Origin of the sequence: Streptomyces sp. NPDC002490 (assembly GCF_040296045.1) — a bacterium.
In the GTDB taxonomy this organism is placed as follows: Bacteria; Actinomycetota; Actinomycetes; order Streptomycetales; family Streptomycetaceae; genus Streptomyces.
Window position 1 is genome coordinate 109,202 of record NZ_JBEOWM010000016.1, and the last position, 24,822, is coordinate 134,023.

21 protein-coding genes and 1 pseudogene are annotated in these 24,822 nt (G+C 74.0%); 10 read left to right on the forward strand and 12 right to left on the reverse strand.

The window, feature by feature from the left end:
- Positions 1-46: 46 nt before the first annotated feature.
- Complete coding sequence (locus tag ABT092_RS13100; protein WP_351243021.1) at positions 47-1,036, forward strand: acyl-CoA desaturase; 990 nt, start codon at positions 47-49, stop codon at positions 1,034-1,036.
- A complete protein-coding gene (locus ABT092_RS13105; protein ID WP_351243023.1) occupies positions 1,033-1,704 on the forward strand; it encodes a TetR family transcriptional regulator in 672 nt (223 codons plus the stop codon). Before ABT092_RS13100 ends, ABT092_RS13105 begins: the two co-directional genes overlap by 4 nt.
- Positions 1,705-1,735: 31 nt before the next feature.
- Here ABT092_RS13105 and ABT092_RS13110 read toward each other — a convergent pair whose 3' ends face one another.
- Positions 1,736-2,557, reverse strand: coding sequence for a trans-aconitate 2-methyltransferase (locus tag ABT092_RS13110; protein WP_351243025.1), 822 nt, complete (start codon positions 2,555-2,557; stop codon positions 1,736-1,738).
- Positions 2,558-2,648: 91 nt separating this feature from the next.
- On the opposite strand from ABT092_RS13110, the gene ABT092_RS13115 reads away from it, so the two are divergent.
- A complete protein-coding gene (locus ABT092_RS13115; RefSeq protein ID WP_351243027.1) occupies positions 2,649-3,146 on the forward strand; it encodes a MarR family winged helix-turn-helix transcriptional regulator in 498 nt (165 codons plus the stop codon).
- A 233-nt stretch (positions 3,147-3,379) separates the two neighbouring features.
- Positions 3,380-4,084, forward strand: coding sequence for a restriction endonuclease (locus ABT092_RS13120; protein ID WP_351243029.1), 705 nt, complete (start codon positions 3,380-3,382; stop codon positions 4,082-4,084).
- A 40-nt stretch (positions 4,085-4,124) separates the two neighbouring features.
- Here ABT092_RS13120 and ABT092_RS13125 read toward each other — a convergent pair whose 3' ends face one another.
- The 8 genes from ABT092_RS13125 to ABT092_RS13160 all read right to left on the reverse strand — a co-directional run bounded on the left by ABT092_RS13125 (position 4,125) and on the right by ABT092_RS13160 (position 16,361).
- Positions 4,125-4,889 (reverse strand): LuxR C-terminal-related transcriptional regulator, encoded by a 765-nt coding sequence (locus tag ABT092_RS13125; protein ID WP_351243031.1) that lies wholly within the window; start codon positions 4,887-4,889, stop codon positions 4,125-4,127.
- A gap of 358 nt (positions 4,890-5,247) precedes the next feature.
- Entirely contained in the window at positions 5,248-6,432 is a 1,185-nt protein-coding gene (gene galK / locus ABT092_RS13130) for a galactokinase (RefSeq protein ID WP_351243033.1), read from the reverse strand.
- Between the two features lie 26 nt (positions 6,433-6,458).
- Positions 6,459-7,463, reverse strand: coding sequence for a UDP-glucose 4-epimerase GalE (galE, locus tag ABT092_RS13135; RefSeq protein WP_351243035.1), 1,005 nt, complete (start codon positions 7,461-7,463; stop codon positions 6,459-6,461).
- A complete protein-coding gene (galT, locus tag ABT092_RS13140; protein WP_351243037.1) occupies positions 7,463-8,503 on the reverse strand; it encodes a galactose-1-phosphate uridylyltransferase in 1,041 nt (346 codons plus the stop codon). Before galT ends, galE begins: the two co-directional genes overlap by 1 nt.
- Positions 8,504-8,989: 486 nt before the next feature.
- On the reverse strand, positions 8,990-9,688 hold the full coding sequence (locus tag ABT092_RS13145) for a helix-turn-helix transcriptional regulator (RefSeq protein WP_351243039.1): 699 nt from the start codon (positions 9,686-9,688) through the stop codon (positions 8,990-8,992).
- Between the two features lie 393 nt (positions 9,689-10,081).
- Positions 10,082-12,196: an outer membrane protein assembly factor BamB family protein gene (locus ABT092_RS13150; RefSeq protein WP_351243041.1), complete on the reverse strand. Its 2,115-nt coding sequence runs from the start codon at positions 12,194-12,196 to the stop codon at positions 10,082-10,084.
- 201 nt (positions 12,197-12,397) lie between these two features.
- Positions 12,398-14,263: an outer membrane protein assembly factor BamB family protein gene (locus ABT092_RS13155; protein WP_351243043.1), complete on the reverse strand. Its 1,866-nt coding sequence runs from the start codon at positions 14,261-14,263 to the stop codon at positions 12,398-12,400.
- Between the two features lie 262 nt (positions 14,264-14,525).
- Positions 14,526-16,361, reverse strand: a complete 1,836-nt coding sequence (locus ABT092_RS13160; protein ID WP_351243045.1) for an ABC-F family ATP-binding cassette domain-containing protein — start codon at positions 16,359-16,361, stop codon at positions 14,526-14,528.
- A 259-nt stretch (positions 16,362-16,620) separates the two neighbouring features.
- Between ABT092_RS13160 and ABT092_RS13165 the strand changes: the two genes are divergently transcribed.
- Entirely contained in the window at positions 16,621-17,076 is a 456-nt protein-coding gene (locus tag ABT092_RS13165; RefSeq protein ID WP_351243047.1) for a hypothetical protein, read from the forward strand.
- A gap of 493 nt (positions 17,077-17,569) precedes the next feature.
- Here ABT092_RS13165 and ABT092_RS13170 read toward each other — a convergent pair whose 3' ends face one another.
- The 3 genes and pseudogenes from ABT092_RS13170 to ABT092_RS13180 form a co-directional block, all read right to left on the reverse strand.
- Positions 17,570-18,088 (reverse strand): pyridoxamine 5'-phosphate oxidase family protein, encoded by a 519-nt coding sequence (locus tag ABT092_RS13170; RefSeq protein ID WP_351243049.1) that lies wholly within the window; start codon positions 18,086-18,088, stop codon positions 17,570-17,572.
- Between the two features lie 74 nt (positions 18,089-18,162).
- Positions 18,163-18,343: pseudogene (locus ABT092_RS13175) on the reverse strand (DDE-type integrase/transposase/recombinase); the annotation flags it as partial.
- Between the two features lie 67 nt (positions 18,344-18,410).
- A complete protein-coding gene (locus tag ABT092_RS13180; protein ID WP_351243051.1) occupies positions 18,411-20,153 on the reverse strand; it encodes a dolichyl-phosphate-mannose--protein mannosyltransferase in 1,743 nt (580 codons plus the stop codon).
- A 122-nt stretch (positions 20,154-20,275) separates the two neighbouring features.
- On the opposite strand from ABT092_RS13180, the gene rsmI reads away from it, so the two are divergent.
- The 5 genes from rsmI to ABT092_RS13205 all read left to right on the forward strand — a co-directional run bounded on the left by rsmI (position 20,276) and on the right by ABT092_RS13205 (position 24,680).
- Positions 20,276-21,124 (forward strand): 16S rRNA (cytidine(1402)-2'-O)-methyltransferase, encoded by an 849-nt coding sequence (rsmI, locus tag ABT092_RS13185; protein ID WP_351243104.1) that lies wholly within the window; start codon positions 20,276-20,278, stop codon positions 21,122-21,124.
- A 223-nt stretch (positions 21,125-21,347) separates the two neighbouring features.
- Positions 21,348-21,839 (forward strand): hypothetical protein, encoded by a 492-nt coding sequence (locus ABT092_RS13190; protein WP_351243053.1) that lies wholly within the window; start codon positions 21,348-21,350, stop codon positions 21,837-21,839.
- A 53-nt stretch (positions 21,840-21,892) separates the two neighbouring features.
- Positions 21,893-22,816 carry a TatD family hydrolase gene (locus ABT092_RS13195; RefSeq protein WP_351243055.1) on the forward strand — a complete coding sequence of 308 codons (924 nt, stop codon included), beginning with the start codon at positions 21,893-21,895 and terminating at the stop codon, positions 22,814-22,816.
- A gap of 53 nt (positions 22,817-22,869) precedes the next feature.
- Positions 22,870-23,760, forward strand: a complete 891-nt coding sequence (gene rsmA, locus ABT092_RS13200; protein ID WP_351243057.1) for a 16S rRNA (adenine(1518)-N(6)/adenine(1519)-N(6))-dimethyltransferase RsmA — start codon at positions 22,870-22,872, stop codon at positions 23,758-23,760.
- On the forward strand, positions 23,757-24,680 hold the full coding sequence (locus ABT092_RS13205) for a 4-(cytidine 5'-diphospho)-2-C-methyl-D-erythritol kinase (protein WP_351243059.1): 924 nt from the start codon (positions 23,757-23,759) through the stop codon (positions 24,678-24,680). The genes rsmA and ABT092_RS13205 overlap by 4 nt, the downstream gene beginning before the upstream one ends.
- The last annotated feature ends 142 nt before the right edge of the window (positions 24,681-24,822 follow it).

The window sequence follows — 24,822 nt, forward strand, 5'->3', positions numbered from 1 at the left end:
CCCGCGCGCCCCCTCCCCCGTCCCCGACCCCCCAAGGGAACGCCCCATGACCACCCGCTCCGAAGTGCTCGACGACGCCGCACCGGCGGCCCGGGGGCCCGCCCCGGCCGTCCCCTCCGCGACCCTCGGCGGCGAGCGGAAGGGCTCGGTCGAGCAGATCGCCCTGGCCCTCTTCATCGTCGTGCCGTTCCTGGCGCTGGCCGCCGCCGTCCCGCTGGCCTGGGGGTGGGGGGCGAGCTGGCTGGACGTGGGGCTGCTCGTCTTCTTCTACTTCCTCGGCTGCCACGGCATCACCGTCGGCTTCCACCGCTACTTCACGCACGGCGCCTTCAAGGCGAAGCGTCCGCTGCGGATCGCGCTGGCCCTCGCCGGCTCGCTCGCGGTGGAGGGACCGCTGGTGCGCTGGGTGGCCGACCACCGCAAGCACCACAAGTTCTCGGACGCGGACGGCGACCCGCACTCGCCCTGGCGCTACGGGGACACCGTCCCGGCGCTCCTCAAGGGGTTGTGGTGGGCCCACATCGGCTGGATGTTCGACCGGGAGCGGACCTCCCAGGAGAAGTACGCCCCGGACCTGGTGAAGGACCCGGCGATGCGCCGGATCTCGCGGCAGTTCGTGGGCTGGACGGTGGTGTCGCTGGCGCTGCCCGCACTGATCGGCGGGCTGGTCACCCTGTCGTGGTGGGGGGCGTTCACCGCGTTCTTCTGGGGTTCGCTGGTGCGGGTGGGGGTGCTGCACCACGTGACGTGGTCGATCAACTCGATCTGCCACGCGGTCGGGAAGCGGCCGTTCCGCTCCCGGGACCGGTCGGGCAACGTGTGGTGGTTGGCGGTCCTGTCCTGCGGCGAGTCCTGGCACAACCTGCACCACGCGGATCCCACCTCGGCGCGGCACGGGGTGCTGCGCGGGCAGATCGACTCCTCCGCCCGGATCATCCGTTGGTTCGAGCGGGCGGGCTGGGCGTACGACGTGCGGTGGCCGTCACAGTCCCGGATCGACTCCCGACGCCACCGGGAGTCCGCCGAACCGGCATGATGGACGGCGTGGCGACCGACTCCAGCACCTCCAGCGAGAAGCCGCGGCGTCCCCGCCGCACCCGGATGACCGGTGCGGAGCGCCGCCAGCAACTACTGGAGATCGGTCGCACCCTCTTCGCGGAGAAGGGCTTCGAGGGCACCTCCGTCGAGGAGATCGCCGCGAAGGCGGGCGTCTCCAAGCCGGTGGTGTACGAGCACTTCGGCGGCAAGGAGGGCCTGTACGCGGTGGTGGTCGACCGGGAGATGCGCCGGCTGCTGGACGGGGTGACGGGCTCCCTGACCGCCGGGCACCCCCGGGAGCTGCTGGAGGAGGCCGCCTTCGCGCTGCTCGACTACATCGAGGAGTACACGGACGGCTTCCGCATCCTGGTCCGGGACTCGCCGGTCGCCCAGTCGACGGGTTCCTTCGCCTCGTTGATCTCGGACATCGCCACGCAGGTGGAGGACATCCTGGGGCGCGAGTTCAAGAGCCGGGGCTTCGACCCGAAGCTGGCGCCGCTGTACGCGCAGGCGCTGGTGGGGATGGTCGCGCTGACCGGCCAGTGGTGGCTGGACGTCCGCCGTCCCAAGAAGGCCGAGGTCGCCGCCCACCTGGTCAACCTGGCCTGGCACGGCCTGGACGGCCTGGAGCCCCGGCCCCGGTTGATGGGGCACCGCAAGGCGTGAGGGGCGGCGTCCCCCCGGCCGGTCCGGCAGCTCACGCCGTACGGGCCACCACGAAGATCCGCCGGAACGGGAACACCGTTCCGTACCCGGCGGGCGGGTAGGCGCGGCGCAGGGCCGTCCGGTACTCGTCCAGGAAGGCGTCGAGGGCGGTCGGGTCGGCGTCCAGGGCGGTCAGGACGGGGCGCAGGGTGGTGCCGGCGACCCAGTCGAGGACCGGGTCCTCTCCGGTCAGCACCTGGGCGTAGGTGGTCTCCCAGGCGTCCACCGCGCAGCCCAGCCGGGTGAGGACGTCCAGGTAGGCGGCGGGGGTGTGGACCGCGCCCTCGTGCCGCAGCACGCCGTCGAGGCGGGCGCGCCAGCGGGGCGAGTCGGCCAGTTCGCGCAGCAGGACGTGGCTGGGGGCGTCGAAGTTGCCGGGCACCTGGAAGGCGAAGGTGCCGCCGGGGACGAGCCCCGCGGTCCAGTCGGCGAACCGTTCGGTGTGCCCGGGGACCCAGTGCAGCAGGGCGTTGCTGATGAGCAGGGCCGGCGGGTCGGCGGGGTCGGGGGCCCACTCCCCCGCGTCGGCGGGGGCGAAGTCGAGGTGACCGCCGCCGGCGGTGGGGCCGGCCAGGGTCCGGGCCCGGTCGAGCATGGCGGGGGAGGCGTCGTAGCCGGTGATCCGGGCGGTGGGCCAGCGTTCGGCGAGCAGGGCGGTGACGTTGCCGGCCCCGCAGCCGAGGTCGGCGATGCGGGGCGCGGGGCCGCCGGGCAGTTCGGGGACGCGGGCCAGGAGGTCGACGAACGCCCGGCCGCGGTGGCCCGCGTGGCGCAGGTACTGGTGCGGGTCCCAGACGGGGGTGGTGGTGGGCACGGTGGACCTCCTCGGGGCGGTGGGCCGTCCACCGCCCACCTATCTTGACATCAAGAGACTTCATGTCGACAGACCTACTACACTGATCGCCATGGAGGACGAGGTCGATCGGCTCGTCGCGGCGTGGCGCCGGGAGCGCCCCGACCTCGACGTCGAGCCCCTGGAGGTGCTCAGCCGGGTGAGCCGGCTGGCCCGGCACCTCGACCGCGCACGCAGACTCGCCTTCGCCGAACACCAGCTCGAACCCTGGGAGTTCGACGTGCTGACCTCCCTGCGCCGAGCCGGCACCCCCTACCAACTCTCCCCGGGCCAACTGCTCACGCAGACCCTGGTGACCTCGGGCACCATGACCAACCGGATCGACCGGCTCACCAAGAAGGGCCTCGTCGAGCGGCTGCCCGACCCCACCGACCGGCGCGGCGTCCTGGTACGGCTCACCCCGGAGGGCCGGGACCGCGCCGATCAGGCCCTGGCCGGCCTGCTGGACCAGGAGCGGGCCATCCTGGCCGAGCTGTCGCACGCCCAGCGCGCCGAGTTGGCCGCACTGCTGCGCCAGCTCACCGCCCCCTTCGACAACCTCCCCGGCTGACCGCCCCGCACCACGACCGGGACGAACGGCCGTATTCGGTCAGGTCCGGTCACCATCGCGTCATTCGCCGGGAATCATCCGCCGGTGCGGACCCGACACCACTACACAGGACGGGCCGGGGTGGTGCGTCGCATCCCCCGTGACGGCCGGTCGTGGGGGAGGTCTGGACGGGTGTCGACCAGGGACGGGGCGGTACCGCCCGGCCATGCCGTACCGAGCGTCCGGGCCGGGCGATGAGCCCCCGGAAGCGGCGACCGCCGGTGCGCCGGCGCACCCGCCGTTCCGCACGGCGGCAACGCGCGGACGACTCTCTGGTCGGCCTGCTCGCGGTCGGGTTCTTCGCCGTCGTCCTGGTGGCGGCCGTCGTCGACTGGCTGTTGGCGCACGCCTGGGTCCTCGTCCTGCTGGGCGCGGTCACGGTGCTCGCCCTCGTCGTCCGGCACCGGCGCGCGCGGGACCGGGCCCGGGGGGAGGCGGAGCGCAGCCGCTCCCTGCGCTACGCGCTGGAGCAGCTCGACGCCCTGCACCACACCCGCTTCGAGGACGCGGTCCGGGACCTGATGCAGCGGGACGGCTGCCGGGACGCCCTCCGCGTCGGAGGCGGCGGCGACCTGGGCGCCGACGTGAAGGCCACCGACCCCTACGGCCGGCTCTGGGTGATCCAGTGCAAGCACCGGCGGGCGGGCGCCGCCGGGTCCGCGGTCGGCACTCCGGACCTCCAGGTGCTGAACGGCACCGCCCGGCCGGTCCACGGGGCCGATGTCGCGGTCATCGTCACCAACGGGCGGGTGACCGCACCCGCGGTGGCCTTCGCCGAGCAGCAGCGGCTCCACGTCGTCGACCGTCAGGCCCTCGGGGCGTGGGCCGCCGGGTCCCGTCCCCTGTGGGAGGTGCTGCGGGCGGTGCCGCCGCCGCGCCCGCCGACCGCGCTGTCCTGACCGGCGGCCGGCGGCGCGGGTCAGGACGGACCGGCCGCGCTCAGGAGGCCGCCTCCAGGTCCACCGGGCCCACCCCCGCGCGGCGCGCCAGGGCGACCGCGGCCAGGGTGCTGTGCACGCCCAGCTTGCCCAGGACGTTCTGCATGTGGGTGCGCACGGTGTGCGGGGACAGGAAGAGGCGCTCGGCGACGGCCTTGCGTCCCAGGCCCGCGACCATGCAGCGCAGCACCTCCCGCTCGCGCGGGGTGAGGGACTCCACCAGCCGCTCGCTCTCGGTGCGGTGCTTGCGCGCCGCGGTCAACTCCCGCAGCACCCCGGTGAGGAGGGCCGGCGGGAGGTGCGTCTCGTCGCGCAGCACGCCCCGGATGACGTTCAACAGCCGTGACAGCGAACAGTCCTTGGCGACCCAACCGCCGGCCCCCGCCTGGAGGGCCTGGGCCGCGCGCCGCGGATCGTCCTTCTCGGCGAGCACCACCGTGCGGACGCCCGGTTGCGCCTGGCGCACCGCCGCCACCAGCGAGATCCCGTCGGTCGGCGCCCCGCCGCCCTCCGCGGAGGCGTCGGCGACCGCCACCGGAGGCCGTGCCCCGGGCAGGACACCGACCGCCGAGGCGCCGAGGTCGGCGTCGACGAGCAGGACGTCGAACCTGCGCCCGTCGGCCACCGCCCGGTCCAGACAGCGCAGGGCCGCCGGACCGCTGCCCGCCGCCGCCACCTCCACGTCCGGCTCGGCGGCGAGCGCCGCTGCGAGCGACTCGGCGAAGATGCGATGGTCGTCGACGACCAGCACGCGGATACGAACCACAAAAACCCCCTTCGGGGGACGGCCTGCGCGGGTGCGGCGACCGATGTGGAACCCGGCCCCGGTTCGGTCCGGGCACCGGCCGCCGCAGCCGCACGGCCGCCGCCGTGCCTTGGACTGCAATCCCACTCGGGCGTCCTACCCGACTGTTTCGCCCCCTGATACGCGCCGGCCCCCACCGACGCTGCCCCTCAGGGTAAGGCCGACTGGCAGAAGCGGAAGCCGATTTGCAGAACTGTTTGACCTCGCCGTTCAGGGTGGTCCTGATGCTTCGTATTGAGACAGAAGTCGACAAAGTACGGGGGGATTCGCCGTTCTGCGGGCGGACGGGCGCCCGGAGGGGGCCGCGGCGGGGCCGGCGTCAGGCCAGTCTGCGGGCGCCTTCGGAGGGGGTCGCGTCGAAGGTCACGGGGGGCGCGAACCCGGCGCGGGCGAAGGCCGTGCGCACCGCCTCGACCACTCGGGGCGCCTCGGCCGCCTCGGTGAGGACCACCGCCGAGCCGCCGAAACCGCCCCCGGTCATCCGGGCCCCGAGCGCGCCGGCCGCGTTCGCGGTGCTCACCACGAGGTCCAGTTCCGGACAGGAGACCCGCAGGTCGTCGCGGAGCGAGCGGTGGCCGGCGGTGAGGACGGGGCCGACCGCGCGCAGCGCTTCGGGGGTGGACTCGGCGAGCAGGTCGGCGACCCGCCCGACCCGGTGGTCCTCCTCGACCACGTGCCGGACGTAGCGGCGCAGTCGCTCGTCGCCCAGGCGCGCGAGGGCATCGGGGAGCGCGTCATGGGGGACGTCGCGCAGGTGCGGGACGCCCAACTCCCGGGCGCCCCGTTCGCACCCCGCGCGCCGTTCGGCGTACGCCCCGTCGCCGAGGGCGTGTTGGACCCGGGTGTCCACGACGAGCAGCCGCAGCCCGTGCGCCGCCGGGTCGAAGGGGATCGGTCGCACGCTCAGGTCACGGCAGTCCAGGTGGAGGACGTGGCCCGCGGCTCCGCAGGCCGAGGCCATCTGGTCCATGATCCCGCAGGGCACGCCCACGTAGGCGTTCTCGGCGCGCTGGGCGAGGCGGGCGAGCGCGGGCCGGTCGAGCCCCAGTCCGTACATCTCGTCCAGGGCCACGGCGGTGGCCACCTCCAGCGCGGCGGAGGAGGAGAGCCCGGCGCCGGTGGGGACGGTGGATTCCAGGTGCAGGTCGGCGCCGGCGAGTACGGCCGGGTGGCCGGCGTCGGCGAGCGCCCACAGCACTCCGGCGGGGTAGGCGGTCCAGCCGGCGCCGGCGCCGGGGGCGAGGTCGGCGGTCCGCAGGTGCACCACGGCGGCGGGGTCGGAGGCGTTCGCCGAGTGCAGCCGCAGCACGCCGTCGGTGCGGGGGGCCGCGGCGAGGACCACGGTGTGCGGCAGGGCGAGGGGCATCACGAAGCCCTCGTTGAAGTCCGTGTACTCGCCGATGAGGTTGACCCGTCCGGGCGCGGCCCACACCCCGGCGGGGGCCCTCCCGTACAGCCGCTCGAAGGCGTGCGTGAGGGTGTCGACGGCGGGGGCGGGGGTCATGGCGGGTCCTCGGGGGCGGTTCGGGGTCACGGGTGCACGGTACGGCGGGCGAAGGCCCAGGCGTCGGCGACGATGTCCGCGAGGTCCGTCCGGGCGGGGCGCCAGCCGAGGCGTTCGCGGGCGGTGGCGGCGGAGGCGACCAGCACCGCCGGGTCGCCCGGGCGGCGGGGGCCGGGCTCCTCGGGGACCGGGCGGCCGGTGACGGCGCGGACCGTCTCGATGACCTCGCGGACCGAGAAGCCGGTGCCGTTGCCGAGGTTGCAGACCAGGTGCTCGCCGGGGGCGACGGCGTCCAGGGCCAGCAGATGGGCCTCGGCGAGGTCGGTGACGTGGAGGTAGTCCCGTACGCAGGTGCCGTCCGGGGTGGGGTAGTCCTCCCCGTGGATCCGGACGGCGTCCCCTTCGCCGGCCGCGACCCGCAGCACCAGCGGAATGAGGTGCGACTCGGGGTCGTGCCGCTCCCCGTGCAGGGTGCCGTCCGGTGCCCGGTGGGCGCCGGCGACGTTGAAGTAGCGCAGGGACACCGCGGCGAGCCCGTGGGCGGCGGCCTCGCCGGCGATCATGTGGTCGACGGCGAGTTTGGTGGCGCCGTAGGGGCTGGTGGGCGCGGTGGGGTCGGTCTCGGTGAGCGGGGTGCGCACGGGTTCGCCGTAGGTGGCGGCGGTGGAGGAGAACACCAGCCGGCGCACCCCCGCGTTCCGCATCGCGTCGAGGAGCGCCGCGCTGCCGCCGACGTTGTTGGCCCAGTACTTCTCGGGGCGGGCGACCGATTCGGCGACCTGCGAGGAGGCCGCGAAGTGCAGCACGCCGTCGTAGGAGGCGTCCAGCCAGCGGGCCGCGTCCTGGACGCGCCCCTCAATGAACTCGGCGCCGGCGGGTACGCCGGCGCGGAAACCGGTGGAGAGATCGTCGAGGACGGTCACCCGGTGGCCGGCGGCCAGCAGCAGGGCGGTGACGGCCCCGCCGACGTAGCCGGCGCCGCCGGTGACCAGGTAACGGCCGGGTGCGGGGGACGGGGCGGGGGTGGGCATCAGGCTGCCTCTCGCAGTCGGCGGGCCGCGTCCTCCGGGGGGACGTCGTTGATGAACACGTTCATGCCCGATTCCGAACCGGCGAGGAACTTCAGCTTGCCGGTGGTGCGGCGGATGGTGAAGAGCTCCAGGTGGAGGGCGAACTCCTCCCGTTCGGCGGGGGCCGTGAAGGGGGCCTGGTGCCAGCCCGCGACGTACGGGGTGGGGGGCGCGTCGGGGCCGAAGAGCCGGTCGAACCGGCGCAGCAGGTCCAGGTAGACGCGGGGGAACTCGGCGCGGGCCGCCGGGTCGAGGGCGAGCAGGTCCGGGACGCGTCGGCGGGGGTAGAGGTGCACCTCGTAGGGCCAGTGCGCGGCGTAGGGCACGAAGGCGACCCAGGCGTCCGTCTCCAGGACGACGCGACTGCCGTCGGCGAGTTCCCCGGCGAGGACCTCGTCGAACAGGTTGCGTCCGGTGGTGGTGCGGTGGCGGGCGGTGGTGCGCAGCATCCGCGCGGTGCGGGGGGTGGTGAAGGGGTACGCGTAGATCTGGCCGTGCGGGTGGGCGAGGGTGACGCCGATCTCGGTGCCGCGGTTCTCGAAGCAGAACACCTGCTCCACCGCGTCCAGTCCGGCCAGTTCGGCGGTGCGGTCGGTCCAGGCGGTGAGCACCAGGGCGACCTGTTCCTCGGTGAGGTCGACGAAGGACGCCTGGTGGTCGGAGGTGAAGCAGACGACCTCGCAGCGGCCGGCGGCCCCGGCCAGGGAGGGGAAGCGGTTCTCGAAGACGACGACGTCGTAGGAGGCGTCGGGGATCTCGGTGGGGCGGCCGGCGGCGGAGGGGCAGAGCGGGCATTCGTCGGCGGGCGGCAGGTAGGTGCGGTCCTGCCGGTGCGAGGCGATGGCGACGTGGTCGTCGAGGAGCCGGTCGTGGCGGACTTCGGAGGTGGTGGCGACGGCTGCCAGCGGGCGGGGGTCGGCGGCCGTGCGGACCGTGTCGTCGCGGTTGTCGTAGTAGATGAGTTCCCGGCCATCGGCCAGCCGGGTCGACGTCTTCTTCACCACGGCGCTCCTCGTCGACGGCCCTACCGACCACCGAGTGATCCAACAGAATTCAACACAACAAACCATGACCTCTGCGGCACGTCAAGGGACGAGGGGGGTTCGACCCATCAAAATCAAACAACAGTCAGAAATCGGACCACAGGAAGGGACAGGCGCCACCGCCTTCACCGGTCGCGGCGGACCTCCCCCGGGAACCGGCCACTCCTCTCCGGCGGACGCGGCCGGGGCGCTCGGGGAACCACCCGACCCCCGGCTGACCAGGCACCTTCACCGGGCGGGCACCCACCCGCACGCCCGCACGCCGGGCCGGGCCGGGCCCGCCGGACCGGTCCGCCACGGCGGCGGGACCCGCTCCGGAGCCGCCCCCGCCGCCGCACCGCCCCCGCACGGGTGCGCGAACGGGGGGCGACGTGCGAGGGCCCGCGCCCCGACGACGGAAGTCGTGGAGCGCGGGCCCGGAGCGGCAGGAGCGCGGCGGCCGGTTCAGCCCCCGGAGGAGCCGGCCGGGAGGGTGGACGCGGCGGTCGGGCCGAAGGGGCCCACCCGGTCCAGCAGTCCGGTGCGCGCGGCGAGCGCCGCCGCCTCCAGTCGGGAGCCGACCCCGAGCTTCATCAGCACCCGCTGCACGTGGGTGCGCGCGGTGGAGGGCGCGATGCCCATCCCGGCGGCTATCAACCGGGTGTCCTCGCCGTCGGCCACCCGCACCAGGACCTCGACCTCCCGCGGGGTGAGCATCTGGAGCAGCCGCTGGCCCTCGTCGTCGGGCTGGGCCGCGGGGTTCAGCAGTTCGCTGAACGCGCCCTGGAGCAGCTGTGGCGCCACCGCCGACTCCCCCGCGCGGGCCTTCATGATGGCGCGCTCGACGCCTTCGATGCGCTCGTCGTGCCGCACGTAGCCGGAGGCCCCGGCGGCGAAGGCGGCTGCGATGCCGCGCGGTGACGGCACCGGGCCGAGCACCACCACCGCGACCTGCGGCCGGTCCCGCTTGATGCGCACCACCGGGTCGAAGGCGCCCGGCTCCGCCGGCGCCGCGGTACCCAGCAGGCACACCTCCGGCGCCCGCGAGACCACCAGTTCGGCGGCGCCCGCGGCGGGCGCCGCGGCTGCCAGGACCCGGTGCCCGCGCAACTTCAACGCCGAGGCCAACGCCTCGGCGAGCAGCCTGTGATCATCGACCACCATGAGCCGCACACCCACAGTGTCACCCCCCACTTGTGCCGCCCGGTCCCCCACAGATCCGGACCCCCTGCCCTCGTCATCCGGAAGCTACACGCTTGTTCGGCGAACCGGTGGCGTTACGGATGAGAAGCCGACGGTAATACCTTCGAAGGCGTCTCGGCACCTGACCGAACGCCCTCGCACACGTTTTCGCACCATGAACCCCTCCGAACGGCGGGACGGGGCCCGACCCGCGGGGCGGAACACCCCAAATACCCGGTACGCCCGCGTAAGCGCCGCCCCTTCCGTGCGCGGTCCGCACTTCTGTGCGCCCCCAATACGCGCCTGAGCCCCCGTTCCTCGCACAGGTGTCGGGGAACGGGGGCTCGGACGGCGGCGGTCGTCGGACCGCGGACCTCAGCGGGTGCCGAAGGCCACGGCCAGATACGCCTCCTCGTCCGTGCTGTAGGGCTTCCTGGCGTACAGCGCCGACATGTAGAAGCGTCCGTCGCCGAAGAGGTACTCCGCGTACTCCGGCAGGAAGGACCGCTCCGGCTCCCGCGAGGACTCCGTCGCCGGGTTCTCCATCAGCAGGGTCTCCTCCAGCGAGGTCCCGTCCAGGCTGACCACCCGACCGCCCTTGTCGTACGGCCCCCGCTGGTAGGCCAGCACGTTGCCGCCGTCCATCCGGATGGGGGTCATCACGTACCCGTCACCGGCGTCGGCCCGGGCGCCGAGCAGCTTGCCGGTCTTCAGGTCGAAGGCGACGACCTCGTTGGTGTCCGTGAACTCCTTGGAGCCGTCGTGCTCCTCCGTGGGCAGGTAGAGCCGGTCGTTGCCCACGGCCAGCAGCTTGCACTGCTCCACCCGGGTCGCGTCGCAGCGGGCGGCGTACTTGTCGCCCTCGGCGGTGAACTTGGAACGCAGCTTGCCGGTCTCCTCGTCGATGGCGAAGAAGTCGGAGATCGAGCTGCCGTCGCCGGCCGAGTCACCGATGTCCGCGGCCACCACCAGCGGCTTGGTGGAGACGACGCTCGCGTAGTCCACACCGGTCGCCATCTTGTACGTGGACAGCGGCTTGCCGGTCTTCGGGTCCAGCTTCTGGATCTCCAGCCGGCGGCTGTCGAAGCTGCCGCAACGGCGCACCGCGACCAGGTTCTCCCCGCCCGCGTACCCGGCGTCGTAGCACGGCTCGCCCAGCTTGGGCGCCCACAACTGGGCGCCGTCCGCAGCGGTCCACGCGGCGCCGCCCGCCGAACCGCCCGCCGCGACCGTGCCGGCGCCGATGGTGACCTCGTCGAAGGAGACCGTCCGGTCGGCGGACTTGGCGGTCTTCGTCCACAGCAGCTTGCCGGTGTCCAGGTCGAGCACCGACACCTGGGTGCAGCCGTGGTGCGGCTTCGCCTTGGTGGGCATCGCCGGCTGGGCGATCAGCGCGGTCCGGTTGTCGGCCGTGACGTGCCGGCTGGCCGCGCAGACCGGGCCGGTCAGCTTCACCGTCCACCGCTCGTCACCGCCGGCCGGGTCGTAGCCGACGACCTCGCCGACCCCCGACTTGGCGTACACCTTGTCGGTGAGCCAGGAACCGGCGACCACCAGGGTGCTGTCGCCCTTGACCACCGGCGAGGGCACCTGGAACAGCGGCTTGGACTTGGGGTTAGCGGGCGCCTTCTCCTTGGCCTCGCCACCGGCGGGGACCGGTTCGCCGCCCTTGGCGTCCCCGCCGCCCTTCTCCCCGCCGCCGGCCGGCTTCTCGCCCCCGTCGCCCTTGCCGGCGGAGTTCTTCTTGTCGTCGTCGCCGGACGCCGCGTACAGGACGCCGCCGCCGACGATCAACGCGATCACCAGGACGGCCGCCCCGATGATCAGCGTCACCGGATTGCGCAGCCCCGACCGGCGCGGAGCCGGCGCCGGAGCCGGCGCCAGCACCGTGGGCGCGCCGTACGGAGCGCCGTAGGGCTGCTGCTGGAGGGGCTGGCCCGGTTGACCGGGCTGGCCGAACCCCGACGGCCCCGGGCCGCCCGGGTAGCCGTAGCCGCTCTCCGGCTGGCCCGGCGCGGTCGGGTACCCGTAGCCCGCCGGGGGCGGCGGGGGGCCGGGCTGCCCGGGCTGCCCGGGCACCGCCGGTGCGGGTGCCGTGGGGTAGCCGTACCCGGGGTGCGGGGTCCCGTAGCCGCCCTGCTGCGGGGGCTGCGGGGCGCCGAAGCCCCCGACAGACGGGTCCTGCGGCGCACCGAAACCACCGGCGGGCGGCGGCTCCGAAGGCGCGCCGAAGCCGCTCGGCGGCTGCCCGTACGCGGCCGGCGGGGCGCCGAAGCCGTCCTGCTGCGGCGGCGGGCCCGGCGGGGCGCCGAAGCCCACGGCGGACGGGTCCTGGGGTGCACCGAAACCACCGGCGGACGGTACGTCCTGCGGCGGCCGGGGCTTGCCGAAGCCCACGGGTGCGCCGTCCGGCTCCGGGGGTGGCGGGGCCCCCGACTCGGCCCCGGGCTGCTCTCCGGGTGGGTCGGTCGGCTGGGGCGGGTGGCTCATGACGTCTCTACCTCGGGGATCGACTGCTGTGTCGTGTCGTACGCGACTGGCTCGAAAAACGTGACTGGCTCGGGCTGGTGCGGAGGGTGCGGGGTGAGTCGACGGGACGCGGGTTGACGCCCCGTGCCCACCCGATCGGGTGGGCACGCCGTGCGACGTGGCGCCGTGCGACCGGTCGACTCACCCGAACGGGTGGGGCGGTCACGGTCCGAAGGCCATCATCAACTTCTGCTCCGCACCGTTCTTCGTACTGCTCAACATCGTGGTCGAGAGGTACAGGCGGCCGCCCTCGTACGCCACGGCCTTCTGGAAGAAGCTCCGCTCCAGGGCCGCGGCACCGTCCGGGTTCTTCAGGAGCACCCGGGGAGCGCCCCCGGTGACCTCGATCGCGGTGACCGCCCCCGCGCGGTCGTGGCTGGGCCGCTCGTACGAGAGGACCCGGCCGTCCTCGATCCGCAGCGGTTGCAGGGAGCGCCCGTAGGTGGCCCCGGTGCGCCACTTCTCCTTGCCGGTGTCGAGGCTGACGGCGAGGAGTTCGTTGGCACTGCTCTTCGCCTTGGTCGCCAGGTACAGCGTGTCGGCGTCGGCGACCACGCCCGTGCAGCCCTGGAGTTCACGGGTGAGGCCGGCCCAGCCGCAGTCCAGCTCCGGCTGCTCCTTCAGCGAGAGCTGCGAACGCACCGCGGCCGAACCGTCCTGGAGGGCGGTGACGTTCCACTGCTTCTTCTCCTCGTTGGTCAGGTACAGCACCACCGGGTCCACGGAGAGCGCCCGGGTGACCTTCCACCCCTTGGGGAACTTCTTGCTCCACAGCACCTTGCCGGTCTTCGGGTCCAACTGGCGCACCTCGTCGCGCTGGTTGTCGCCGCCGGCACCGCACCCGGCGACCATCAGCAGCCGGGCTCCGCCGGTGAAGCCGTTCGGGAAGCAGTCCGTGCCGTGCTTGCCGACCTCGAAGCGGCGCTTGCCGGTGTCGACGTCGTACCCGATGCCGGACATCGAGCGCCCGACGACCAGGGTGTCGCCCACCAGGTGCAGGGCGATGCTCACGGAACTGTCGAACAGGCCGCCCTCGGAGACCTTCTGGGTCCAGCCCTTGGCCCCGGTCCCGAGGTCGATCTGCTGGAGCTGGTTGCACTTGGCGCGGTCGCTGACCCCGCTCATGTGGGCGACGACCACCTTGCCGTCCCCGGTGGGCCGCGGGACCACCGCGCACACCTTCTGCGGCAGCTCCACCGTCCACCGGGGCTCGCCGCCGGTCGCGTCGTACCCGACGACCTGCTTGTACGCCGCCTTGACGACGAGGTCATCGGTGACCCAGAGGCCCGGGGCCTCGGCGCCGGAGCCGGGCACCTTGGGGGCCGACCGGTACCACAGCACCCGGGACTCGCCGTCCTCACGGCCCTCGTTGAGTTCGTCGACGTCCACGCCGTCGCCCGCCGCGCCGGAGCCGCCGGCGCCCTTGCCGTCGCCCTGGTCGACGGAGGCCGAAGCGCTCGGCGCGGGGGCGGTGCTCCCCCCGGCGACCGGGGTGGGCTCCTTCGGTGCGGGGTCGTCCCCCTCGTCACCCGCGCCGAGCGCGAGGACCGTCCCGCCGACCACGACGACCAGCGCGGCGACCGCCGCGAGGACGATCCCGGTCCGGCCCCGGAACGGGCCCCGCCCGCCCGGGGCCGGCGCCTGCGGCGGGTGGGGCGGCTGGCCGTGCCCGCCCGCCCCGTAGTGCTGGTGCCCGTACGGCCCCGGTTGTCCGTACCCCGGGGTCGGCACCGTGGGGGGTCCGGGCTGCGCCCCGTAGGGACCCGACTGCGCGTACGGTCCCGGCGGCGGCACGGGCTGGCCGTAGGGGCCGGCGGTCGGCGGCGGGCCGTACCCCGCGGGCTGGCCGTACGGGCCCTGGGCCTGGTACGGACCGGGCGCGGGCGCGGCCCCGGCGGCCCCGAAAGGGGCGGGGGGCGGTGGTGTCGAAGGAGGCCCGAACGGGGCCGGCGCCATGGGCGGCTGGCCGGATTCGTTCGGTATGCCGGAGCCTTCGGCCGGTGTGCGTTCCTCGGGCGACTGACTCATCAGCGCTCCCCCTTCACTGATTCGCTGCGCGTCTCGCGATACGGGAACATGCGTACGCGTGCGGTTTTCAGTGGCCCTTTCTATCACCACGCCCCCGGCCACACCGGGCCCGGACGGCTGCTGTGCCCAAGGGCGGACTGCCTTGTGATCCGGCTGTTACGGCCCTTCACGCCCTCTTCGCAGCACCTGCATCCGGCCGACCGGAACGCCCGGGGAGACGGGAGCCGCCCGCCGCCCCGGTGGCGTGATCCCGCCTACTCCGTCACTCGGCGTCGTCCGCCAGTTCCAGCCATCGGGCTTCGAGGTCCTCGCGTTCGGCGACCAGCGCGCGCAGTTCGGCGTCGAGCACGGCGACCTTCTCGAAGTCGGTGGCGTGCTCGGCGATCCGCTCGTGCAGCCCGGTCTCCTTGCCGGAGAGCCGGTCGATCTGCCGCTCGATCCGCTGGAGTTCCTTCTGGGCCGCCCGGACCTGCGCCGCGGACCGCGCCGGAGCGCCGCCCGCGGGGTCGGCGACCGGCGCCGACGCCCCGGTCCGGGCGGGCTGCGCGGCCTTGGCGGCCTCGCCCATCCGGGCGCGGCGCTCCAGGTACTCGTCGATGCCGCGCGGCAGCATCCGCATCGTCGCGTCGCCGAGCAGCGCGAACACCCGGTCGGTGGTGCGCTCCACGAAGAACCGGTCGTGCGAGATCACGACCATCGAGCCGGGCCAGCCGTCGAGGAGGTCTTCGAGCTGGGTGAGGGTCTCGATGTCGAGGTCGTTGGTGGGCTCGTCGAGGAAGAGCACGTTGGGTTCGTCCATCAGCAGCCGCAGCACCTGGAGGCGGCGGCGCTCACCGCCGGAGAGGTCGCCGACCGGCGTCCACTGCTTCTCCTTGCCGAAGCCGAAGGTCTCGCAGAGCTGTCCGGCGGTCATCTCCCGGCCCTTGCCGAGGTCGACCCGTTCGCGCACCTGCTGCACGGCCTCCAGCACCCGCAGCTGCGGGTCGAGTTCGGAGACCTCCTGCGACAGGTAGGCCAGGCGCACCGTCTTGCCCACCGCGATCCGGCCGGCGGCCGGCTGGGCCTCGCCCCCGGTGCGGGCGGCCTCGGCGAGGGCCCGCAGCAGCGAGGTCTTCCCGGCGCCGTTGACGCCGACCAGACCGATCCGGTCGCCCGGGCCGAGTTGCCAGGTGAGGTGCTGGAGCAGGGTCTTGGGCCCGGCCTGGACGGTCACGTCCTCCAGGTCGAACACGGTCTTGCCGAGGCGGGCGCTGGCGAACTTCATCAGCTCGGAGGTGTCCCGGGGCGGCGGCACGTCCTTGATCAGCTCGTTGGCGGCCTCCACCCGGAAACGGGGCTTGGAGGTGCGGGCGGGGGCGCCCCGGCGCAGCCAGGCGAGTTCCTTGCGGACCAGGTTCTGCCGCTTGACCTCCTCGGTGGCGGCGATGCGCTCCCGCTCGGCGCGGGCGAAGACGTAGTCGGAGTAGCCGCCCTCGTACTCGTGCACCTTGCCCCGCTGGACGTCCCACATGCGGGTGCACACCTGGTCGAGGAACCAGCGGTCGTGGGTGACGCAGACCAGGGCCGAGCGGCGGGCCCGCAGATGGGCGGCGAGCCAGGCGATGCCCTCCACGTCGAGGTGGTTGGTGGGCTCGTCGAGGACGAGCAGGTCCGGCTCGTCGATGAGGAGCTTGGCGAGCGCGACCCGACGGCGCTCGCCACCGGAGAGCGGGCCGATCACGGTGTCCAGGCCCTGCGGGAAGCCGGGCAGGTCCAGCCCGCCGAAGAGTCCGGTGAGCACGTCGCGGATCTTGGCGTTGCCGGCCCACTGGTGGTCGGCGAGGTCGCCGATCACCTCGTGCCGCACGGTGGCGGACGGGTCCAGCGCGTCGTGCTGGGTGAGGACGCCGAGCCGCAGTCCGCCGCTGTGGGTGACCCGGCCGGTGTCCGCCTCCTCCAGCTTGGCGAGCATCCGGATGAGGGTGGTCTTGCCGTCCCCGTTGCGTCCCACCACGCCGATCCGGTCGCCCTCGCTCACGCCGAGCGACACCCCGTCGAGCAGGGCACGGGTGCCGTACACCTTGCCGACGGACTCGACATTGACGAGGTTGACTGCCATTTCGCTCCTGCCACGGGATGGACCGGCCCGGTCACCGGGGTGAACCGGCCTTCCAGCCTAGTCGGCCGTCCGGGGTGGCCCCGCCGGGTGACCGGGGCGCCCGGGAGATGCGGGGGGCGGTGTCGGGTCCGCGCGGCACGGCGGGAGCGCGCAGCGAGTCGTACCGAAACGTTGCCGGATACAGACAATGTGCTGTGCGCGACGGACACGGATGCTGTTGCCAACCAGTGCGAAAACGAGGGAAGGACGGTGACGAGCGGTGTTGTTCTCAGTTCCGGACCGGGTGTGGTGGCTGACCGCGGCCGCGGCGACCGTGCTGTTCGCCGTCACGCTCTTGGTGTTGCTCCCCAGGCCCGAGGATGCGCCGGAGGAGATCCGAGCCAGGGTCGAGCAGGCTAGGAGGCAGGGCAGACGGTTCATCTTCACGGCGCTTCCCCTCCCCTGCGTCGGGATCGTCCTGGGCGCCCTGTTCGGTTCGGAACCGACACCGGTCATCCTGTTCGTCTACAGCGTGGTGATCGGATCCCTGCCGATCGCCCTGCTCCCGGTCCGGCGTCGGTTGCAGCGATCCCACGTCGCCCACCTGCAAAACCCTGGAAGTCCGTCCGCCACGGACAGCTTCGCGACGTTCTGGGTCGGCCTCGTCGTGGCCGTCTCCGCCCTGGCGGCGGCCGTGCTGGTGACGCTGGAGACGTACGGGCCCGCGGGTTCCTGAGCCGGCGACCGACCCGGTGGGCCGCACCCGCGCTCTCCTGGCACGACCCGAACCGCTTCCCTTAGCCGCACCGCCACCGTCGCAGGCACGCCGCACGCGACGACCGGGCCGTCGAGGGTGCGGCCGACCAGGACCGGCAACGACCGACGACGAGCGTCGTGGGACGGCCGTCGCCGGTCAGTGCTGAGGGTCTCGGTGGGAACTCAAGGGTCTGTCGTCGTGCTCTGCGGAGTTGCTTCCGTGGGTTCGGGGCCAACTCGCGACCTTGCCGTTCCTGGTCCCCTGGACCGGCAAGACGCCGAGCGGCCCCCTGCTCGAACGCAGCGAAGCGGAGTTGAGGGCTGGGGGGGGCAGGGCAAACCTCGGGTCGCTGCTGTGCCGGCGGGTACTGGGCGAGGGCCGCCGCCACGGCGCTGGCGGTACGCGACGGCGCGCCGTCGACCGGCCCCGCACCCGTACGGGCAGGTGCAGGCCCTCGTCGACGGGCCCGGCGTCACGTGCCGGTGAGCTTGTCGAGGTCGGGGGCGTAGACGGTCATCCAGTGCGGGTTCAGCCGGAAGTAGACGACCTCGTGGTTCCAGTCGAAGGCGTCGTCGCCGTAGAAGTCCTTCAAGTAGGTGAGGAGCTCCTGCCAGTCGGCCGTGGTCTCGGCGTCCTCGGGGTTCAGCTCCTCCACCGTGCCGTGGGTGAACACGCCGAGGTCCTCGCCGCGCATGTGCGCGACGCTGGTGGCCGGACGGGCCGCGAGATGACGGGCCTTGGCGGCGTTGCGCGCCGTGCCGAAGTGCCACCGGCCGCGCAGGAAGTGCCCGTCGACGCCGCTGATCCGCGGTTCGCCCTTTGCGGTCACCGTGGAGAGGGCAAGCGTGCACATGCCAGTGAGGACCCCGGTGAGCTGCGCCGCCGTGATGGTGCGGCCCTCGACGATCGAGCGGAGGTGTGCGGTCGAGCCGGAGAGGGAGGTGTCGAGGAGGGACTGGAGCTTGTTGAGTTCTTCCGGAGTTTCGCGCATACGTCCATCGTCGGCCGTAAACCCGACACCCTCTGTCGTCATTGATGAAGCAGCGGTGAGGTCGCTCCGCGCGGGTTGCGGTCGACGGCCCGCCACAGGTACTTCCGCTCTCCGTTGATCTTGATGAAGACCTCGTCCAGGTGCCACTTGTCCCGGCCGGGCCCGCCGGCGGCACGGTCCGTTGGCGTGGGCCTGCCCGAACTCGGCGCACCAGCCCCGGACGGTCTCGTGGGAGACGAGCACGCCACGCTGGAGCGCAGCTCCTCGACCTCCCCGGCCCGGCGACGGCCGTCGCCGGTCAGCGCCGGGCCCCTTCCCCCAGCTAGATCCAGGTGTCCAGCCACATCCGGGCGCGCCAGGAGGCGATGGGCATCATCTGGCCGGTGTAGAGGGGCCAGAAGTAGATGAAGTTCCAGGCGATGAGCAGCACCAGCACGCCCGCGCCCGCCGCGCCGGCGGTGCGGCGCAGCTCGCTGGAGCCCTTGGGGCCGAGCAGGGCGCCGACCAGCATCGCCACCGCGAGGCACAGGAAGGGCACGAAGACGACCGCGTAGAAGTAGAAGATGGTCCGCTCCTGGTACAGGAACCAGGGCAGGTAGCCGGCGGCGACCCCGCACAGGATCGCGCCCGCCCGCCAGTCGCGGCGCAGCAGCCACCGCCAGAGCAGGTAGAGCAGGGCGACGCAGGCGGTCCACCACAGCAGGGGGGTGCCGAGGGCGAGGACCTCGCGGACGCACTTGTCGGCGGTGTCTGCGGGGCAGCCCTCGGGGGAGCCGGCGGGGACCGGGCGGTAGAAGTACGAGACGGGCCGGCCGACGACGATCCAGCTCCACGGGTTGGACTCGTACTGGTGCGGGGTGACGAGGCCCTTGTGGAAGTCGAGCACCACCGACTCGTAGTGCCACAGGCTGCGCAGCCAGTCGGGCAGCCAGGTCCAGTTGCCGCCCTTGCCGGCGGTGGTGGCCCAGTCGCGGAAGTAGCCGCCGCTGCCGTCGTCCGGGGAGAGCAGCCAGCCGGTCCAGGTGGTCAGGTAGGCGGCGAGGGCGGTCGGCACGGTGGCGAGGAAGGCCGGGCACAGGTCCCGCTTCAGCACCGTCAGCCAGGCCCGTTCGGCGCCGGCGACGCGGCGGGAGCCGATGTCCCACAGCACGGACAGCACGGCGAACGCGGCGAGGAAGTAGAGGCCGTTCCACTTGGTGGCGGCGGCGAGGCCGAGGCAGGCGCCGGCCGCGATCCGCCACGGCCGCCAGCCGAGCCGCAGGGCGTCGGCGATCCGGGCGTCGGGGCGGGGCAGCCCGTCCTCGCCGGGCGGCAGCGCGGCGGCCAGCCGGGCGCGGCTGCGGTCCCGGTCGACCAGCAGGCAGCCGAAGGCGGCGACGACGAAGAACATGACGATGAGGTCGAGCAGCGCGGTGCGGCTCATCACGAAGTGCAGGCCGTCGAGGGCCAGCAGGGCGCCCGCGAGGCAGCCCAGGAAGGTGGAGCGCAGCAGCCGGCGCCCGATGCGGCACACCAGGAACACCGAGAGGGTGCCGAGCACGGCGGTCATGAACCGCCAGCCGTACGGTTCGAAGCCGAAGAGCCATTCGCCGAAGCCGATGACGTACTTGCCGAGCGGCGGGTGGACGACGTACGCGGCCTGCTCGGGCAGGGCGATGCCGGCGCCCTGTTCGAGGACCTGCTCGTTGACTTCCTTGGGCCACTCCAGTTCGTACCCGCGGTGGACGATCGCCCAGGCGTCCTTGGCGTAGTACGTCTCGTCGAATATCACGTCCCGCGGGGAGCCGAGGTTCCAGAACCGCAGGACGCCCGCGAGGACGGTCACCAGCAGCGGACCCAGCCACCCGGACCAGCGCAGCAGCGGGGGCACCAGCCGTTCGGGCACCCGCAGCGCGGCCCACAGGCGCGGGCCGGGCTCGTTGTACGGGGGCACCAGTTGGCCGCACAGGTCGGCCCGGGGGCGCGGGGTGTGACCGAAACGGCGCAGGCGGTGTCGCCAGGCGGGGGGTCGCGGCGCGGCGGGCTGGTCCTGTCGGGTGTCCGTCGAGGACGCGGTACTCGTCACCGCGCCATCGTAGGGAACCCGGCTGTGCGGCGGCGTCCCCGCGGGCCGCGCGTTGCCGCGGTGGGGCGGGCGGGGCGTGCGGCGGGGGGCGGGCGTGCTGGGAGACTGGAAGGGTGACTGATGTGGGTGGGACTCTCGTACTGGCCGGCACTCCGATCGGGGACCTCGCGGACGCGCCGCCGCGGCTGGCGGCGGAGCTGCGGGCCGCGGACCTGATCGCCGCCGAGGACACCCGGCGGCTGCGCCGGCTCGCCCAGGGCCTGGAGGTGCCGGTGACGGCGCGGGTGGTGTCGTACTTCGAGGGCAACGAGAGCGCCCGGACGAAGGAGCTGGTGGAGGCCCTCACGGGCGGGGCCCGGGTGCTGTTGGTGACGGACGCGGGCATGCCCTCGGTGTCCGACCCGGGGTACCGGCTGGTGGCGGCGGCGGTGGAGCAGGGCGTGCGGGTCACCGCGGTGCCCGGGCCGTCGGCGGTGCTGACGGCGTTGGCGCTGTCGGGACTGCCGGTGGACCGGTTCTGCTTCGAGGGGTTCCCGCCGCGCAAGCAGGGCGAGCGGCTGTCCCGGTTGCGGGAGGTGGCGCAGGAGCGGCGCACCCTCGTCTACTTCGAGTCGCCGCACCGGCTGGCCGACACGCTCGCCGCGATGGCGGAGGCGTTCGGGGCCGGGCGGCGGGCCGCGGTCTGCCGGGAGCTGACCAAGACGTACGAGGAGGTCCGGCGCGGGCCGCTGGAGGAGTTGGCCGCCTGGGCCGCCGAGGGGGTGCGCGGGGAGATCACGGTGGTGGTGGAGGGCGCCCCGGCGCCGGGGCCGGCCGACCTGGGGCCCGAGGAGCTGGTGCGGCGGGTCCGGGTCCGCGAGGAGGCGGGCGAGCGGCGCAAGGAGGCCATCGCGGCGGTCGCGGCGGAGGCGGGGGTACCCAAGCGGGAGGTGTTCGACGCGGTCGTGGCGGCAAAGAACGCCCCACGATGAGCACCAAGGGCGGGCAAAGGACTACCGTGGAAGGCAAAGCGAGGCCCACGCACCGGCCCTCCCGGACAGGATCGAACAAAATCGGTTCCAACACTCGGCAGGGCTGATGCGTCCGGGCCGGGAGAAGCGTCCACTGGAGGCAGGAGGACGTACCCGTCCCCCACGCCGTCGCGGCAGCATCCGACGCCCGGCGGCGCTTGTCCGCAGGGCAAGAGGAGCTGGCATGAGTGAGATCGCAGGGGCCGGTCACCCCGGCACGGCGACCGCCGTCGTCCACGAGTCGTACGCCTTCGCCTGCATGCGGTGCGGGCACGGTTGGGAGCAGTCGTACGAGATCGAGCACCACCTCGACCCGGCGGGCCGTGCGTACGTGACGTACCTGGCCGACGGGCAGCGGGTGCCGTCCCCGTTGAGCACCCCCACGTGCCTGAACTGCGGGGGGCACGTGGTCCGCATCATGCGGGCCGGTCAGGTGTCCTCGGTGCTGGACCTGCTGCGCGGTTCGCAGCATCCGGGCCACGGCAGGCACCGGACCGACCGGCCGGGGACGGTGATCGGCGCGGCGGGTCCGATCGGTCAGATGGAGTCGGACGACGACGAGGACGCCGCGGCCCCGGACGCCCCGGCCCCGGACCGACCGCACCGCCACTGGAGCTTCTCCCACCTCCTGCACCCCTTCCGTCACCGGGACGAGCACGACCGGCACCCGGTGTGACCCCACGGCGCCGACCCCGCCGCCCGGTGCGGCGGGGTTCGTAGGATCGGTGCATGTCCGCGACACCGCACCCCAGCCCGTCCACGCCGCCCGCCGCCGCGGCCCGCCGCGCCGAGAAGGACGCGCCGCCGCCGCTGCCGACCCCGCTCACGGTGCCGGTCGCCGACGCGCACACCCATCTGGACATGCAGTCGGGCACGGTCGAGGAGGCGCTGGCCAAGGCGGCGTCGGTCGGGGTCACCACGGTGGTGCAGGTGGGCTGCGACCTGGCCGGCTCCCGGTGGGCGGCCGAGACGGCGGCGGCCCACCCCGCGGTGCACGCGACGGTGGCGCTGCACCCCAACGAGGCGCCCCGGATCGTGCTGGGCGACCCGGACGGCTGGTCCCGGCAGGGCGCCCGGCGCCCGGGCGGGGAGGCGGCGCTGGACGAGGCGCTCGCGGTGATCGACGAGCTGGCGGCGCTCCCCCAGGTCAAGGGCGTCGGCGAGACGGGCCTGGACCACTTCCGCACCGGGCCGGAGGGCCGGGCCGCGCAGGAGCGCTCGTTCCGGGCCCACATCGAGATCGCCAAGCGGCACGGCAAGGCGCTGGTGATCCACGACCGGGACGCCCACGAGGACGTGCTGCGGGTGCTGAAGGAGGAGGGCGCTCCCGAGCGGACCGTCTTCCACTGCTTCTCGGGCGATGCGGAGATGGCCGCGGAGTGCGCCCGGCAGGGCTATCACCTGTCGTTCGCGGGCAACGTCACCTTCAAGAACGCCCAGCCGCTGCGGGACGCCCTCGCGGTGGCGCCGCGGGAGCTGGTGCTGGTGGAGACCGACGCGCCGTTCCTCACCCCGGCGCCGTTCCGGGGCCGGCCGAACGCGCCGTACCTGATCCCCGTCACCCTGCGGGCGATGGCCGCGGTGAAGGGGCTGGACGAGGAGGTGCTGGCCGCGGCGGTCGCCGCGAACACGGCCCGCGCCTTCGGCTACTGAGCGCCCGCCCCCAGGGGGGCGGGGCGGTGGCCCCGGGACCGTACCCTTGACCGGTGAGCAGCAACACCGACCCCGGCCCCCTCCTCGGCCCCGCCGACGTCCGCGAGCTGGCGGCGGCGCTCGGCGTGAAGCCGACCAAGCAGCGCGGCCAGAACTTCGTCATCGACGCCAACACCGTGCGTCGCATCGTCCGCACCGCCGAGGTGCGGCCCGAGGACCGGGTGGTCGAGGTCGGGCCCGGGCTCGGCTCGCTGACCCTGGCGCTCCTGGAGGTCGCCGAGCACGTGACGGCGGTGGAGATCGACGAGGTGCTGGCGGCGGCGCTGCCGGCGACCGTCGCGGCCCGGCTGCCGGAGCGGGCCGCCCGTTTCTCGCTGGTGCACAGCGATGCGATGCGGGTCGCCGAACTGCCCGGCCCGGCGCCGACCGCACTGGTCGCGAACCTCCCGTACAACGTGGCCGTGCCGGTGCTGCTGCACATGCTGGAGACCTTCCCCAGCATCGAGCGCACCCTGGTGATGGTGCAGGCCGAGGTTGCCGACCGGCTGGCCGCCGCGCCCGGCTCCAAGGTGTACGGGGTGCCCTCGGTGAAGGCCAACTGGTACGCCGAGGTCAAGCGCGCCGGATCGATCGGACGCACGGTGTTCTGGCCGGCGCCGAACGTGGACAGCGGTCTGGTGTCGCTGGTGCGGCGGACGACGCCGGTCAGCACGACGGCCTCCCGCAAGGCGGTGTTCCGGGTGGTGGACGCGGCCTTCGCGCAGCGCCGCAAGACACTGCGGGCGGCGCTCAGCGGCTGGGCCGGTTCCGCGGCGGCGGCCGAGGCGGCGCTGGTCGCGGCCGGGGTGTCCCCGCAGGCCCGCGGCGAGGCGCTGACGGTGGAGGAGTTCGCCCGGATCGCCGAGCAGGCCCCCGCGGCCCGCGGGACGGAGGCCGACCGATGAGCGGCGACCGGGCCGCCGCGGTGACCGTGCGGGTGCCCGCGAAGGTGAACGTGCAGCTCGCGGTGGGCGCCGCCCGCCCGGACGGGTTCCACGACCTGGCCAACGTCTTCCTCGCCGTGGGCCTGTACGACGAGGTCACCGCGGCCCCCGCCGAGGAGCTGCGGATCACCTGCACCGGGCCGGACGCCGACCAGGTGCCGCTGGACCGCAGCAACCTCGCCGCACGGGCGGCCCTGCTGCTGGCCGAGCGGTTCGGTCGGGAGCCCCGGGTGCACCTGCACATCGCCAAGGACATCCCGGTGGCCGGCGGCATGGCCGGCGGCAGCGCCGACGCGGCCGGCGCGCTGGTCGCCTGCGACGCGCTGTGGGGCACCGGGGCGAGTCGCGCGGAGCTGCTGGAGCTGTGCGCGGAATTGGGCAGCGACGTGCCGTTCAGCCTGGTCGGCGGGGCGGCACTGGGCACCGGGCGGGGCGAGCTGCTGGAGCCGCTGGAGGTCGGCGGCGACTTCTGGTGGGTGTTCGCGGCGGCCGAGGGCGGACTGTCGACGCCCGCGGTGTACCGGGAGTTCGACCGGCTGACCGCGGCCACCGCGGTGCCCGCGCCCGCCGCCGCCCCGGCGCTGTTGGAGGCGCTGCGCTCGGGCGATGCGGTCGCCCTGGCCGGGGCGCTCGCCAACGACCTCCAGCCGGCCGCGCTGTCGCTGTTCCCCTCGTTGGCGCACACCCTCGCGGCGGGCGTCGAGGCCGGAGCGCTCGCGGCACTCGTCTCGGGCTCCGGTCCCACCACGGCGTTCCTGGTCAAGGACGAGGGCGCCGGGCGCACGGTGGCCGAGGCGCTGCGCGCCGGCGCCCACTGCCGCACCGCCCGGGTCACCTCCTCCCCCGCCCCCGGCGCCGCCCTGGTGCCCCGCGCCTCCTGAGGACTTCCCCGTACGGGAACCGTGACCGTACCGGCCCCGGTGCGGGTGCGCCCCGCGCACGCCCTGCGCGTCGGTGGCCGGCGGGGGCGCGTCGTCCAGCGCGCGCCGGTGGGTGACCCGCCGTGCGGGGGTGGTGTCCGGC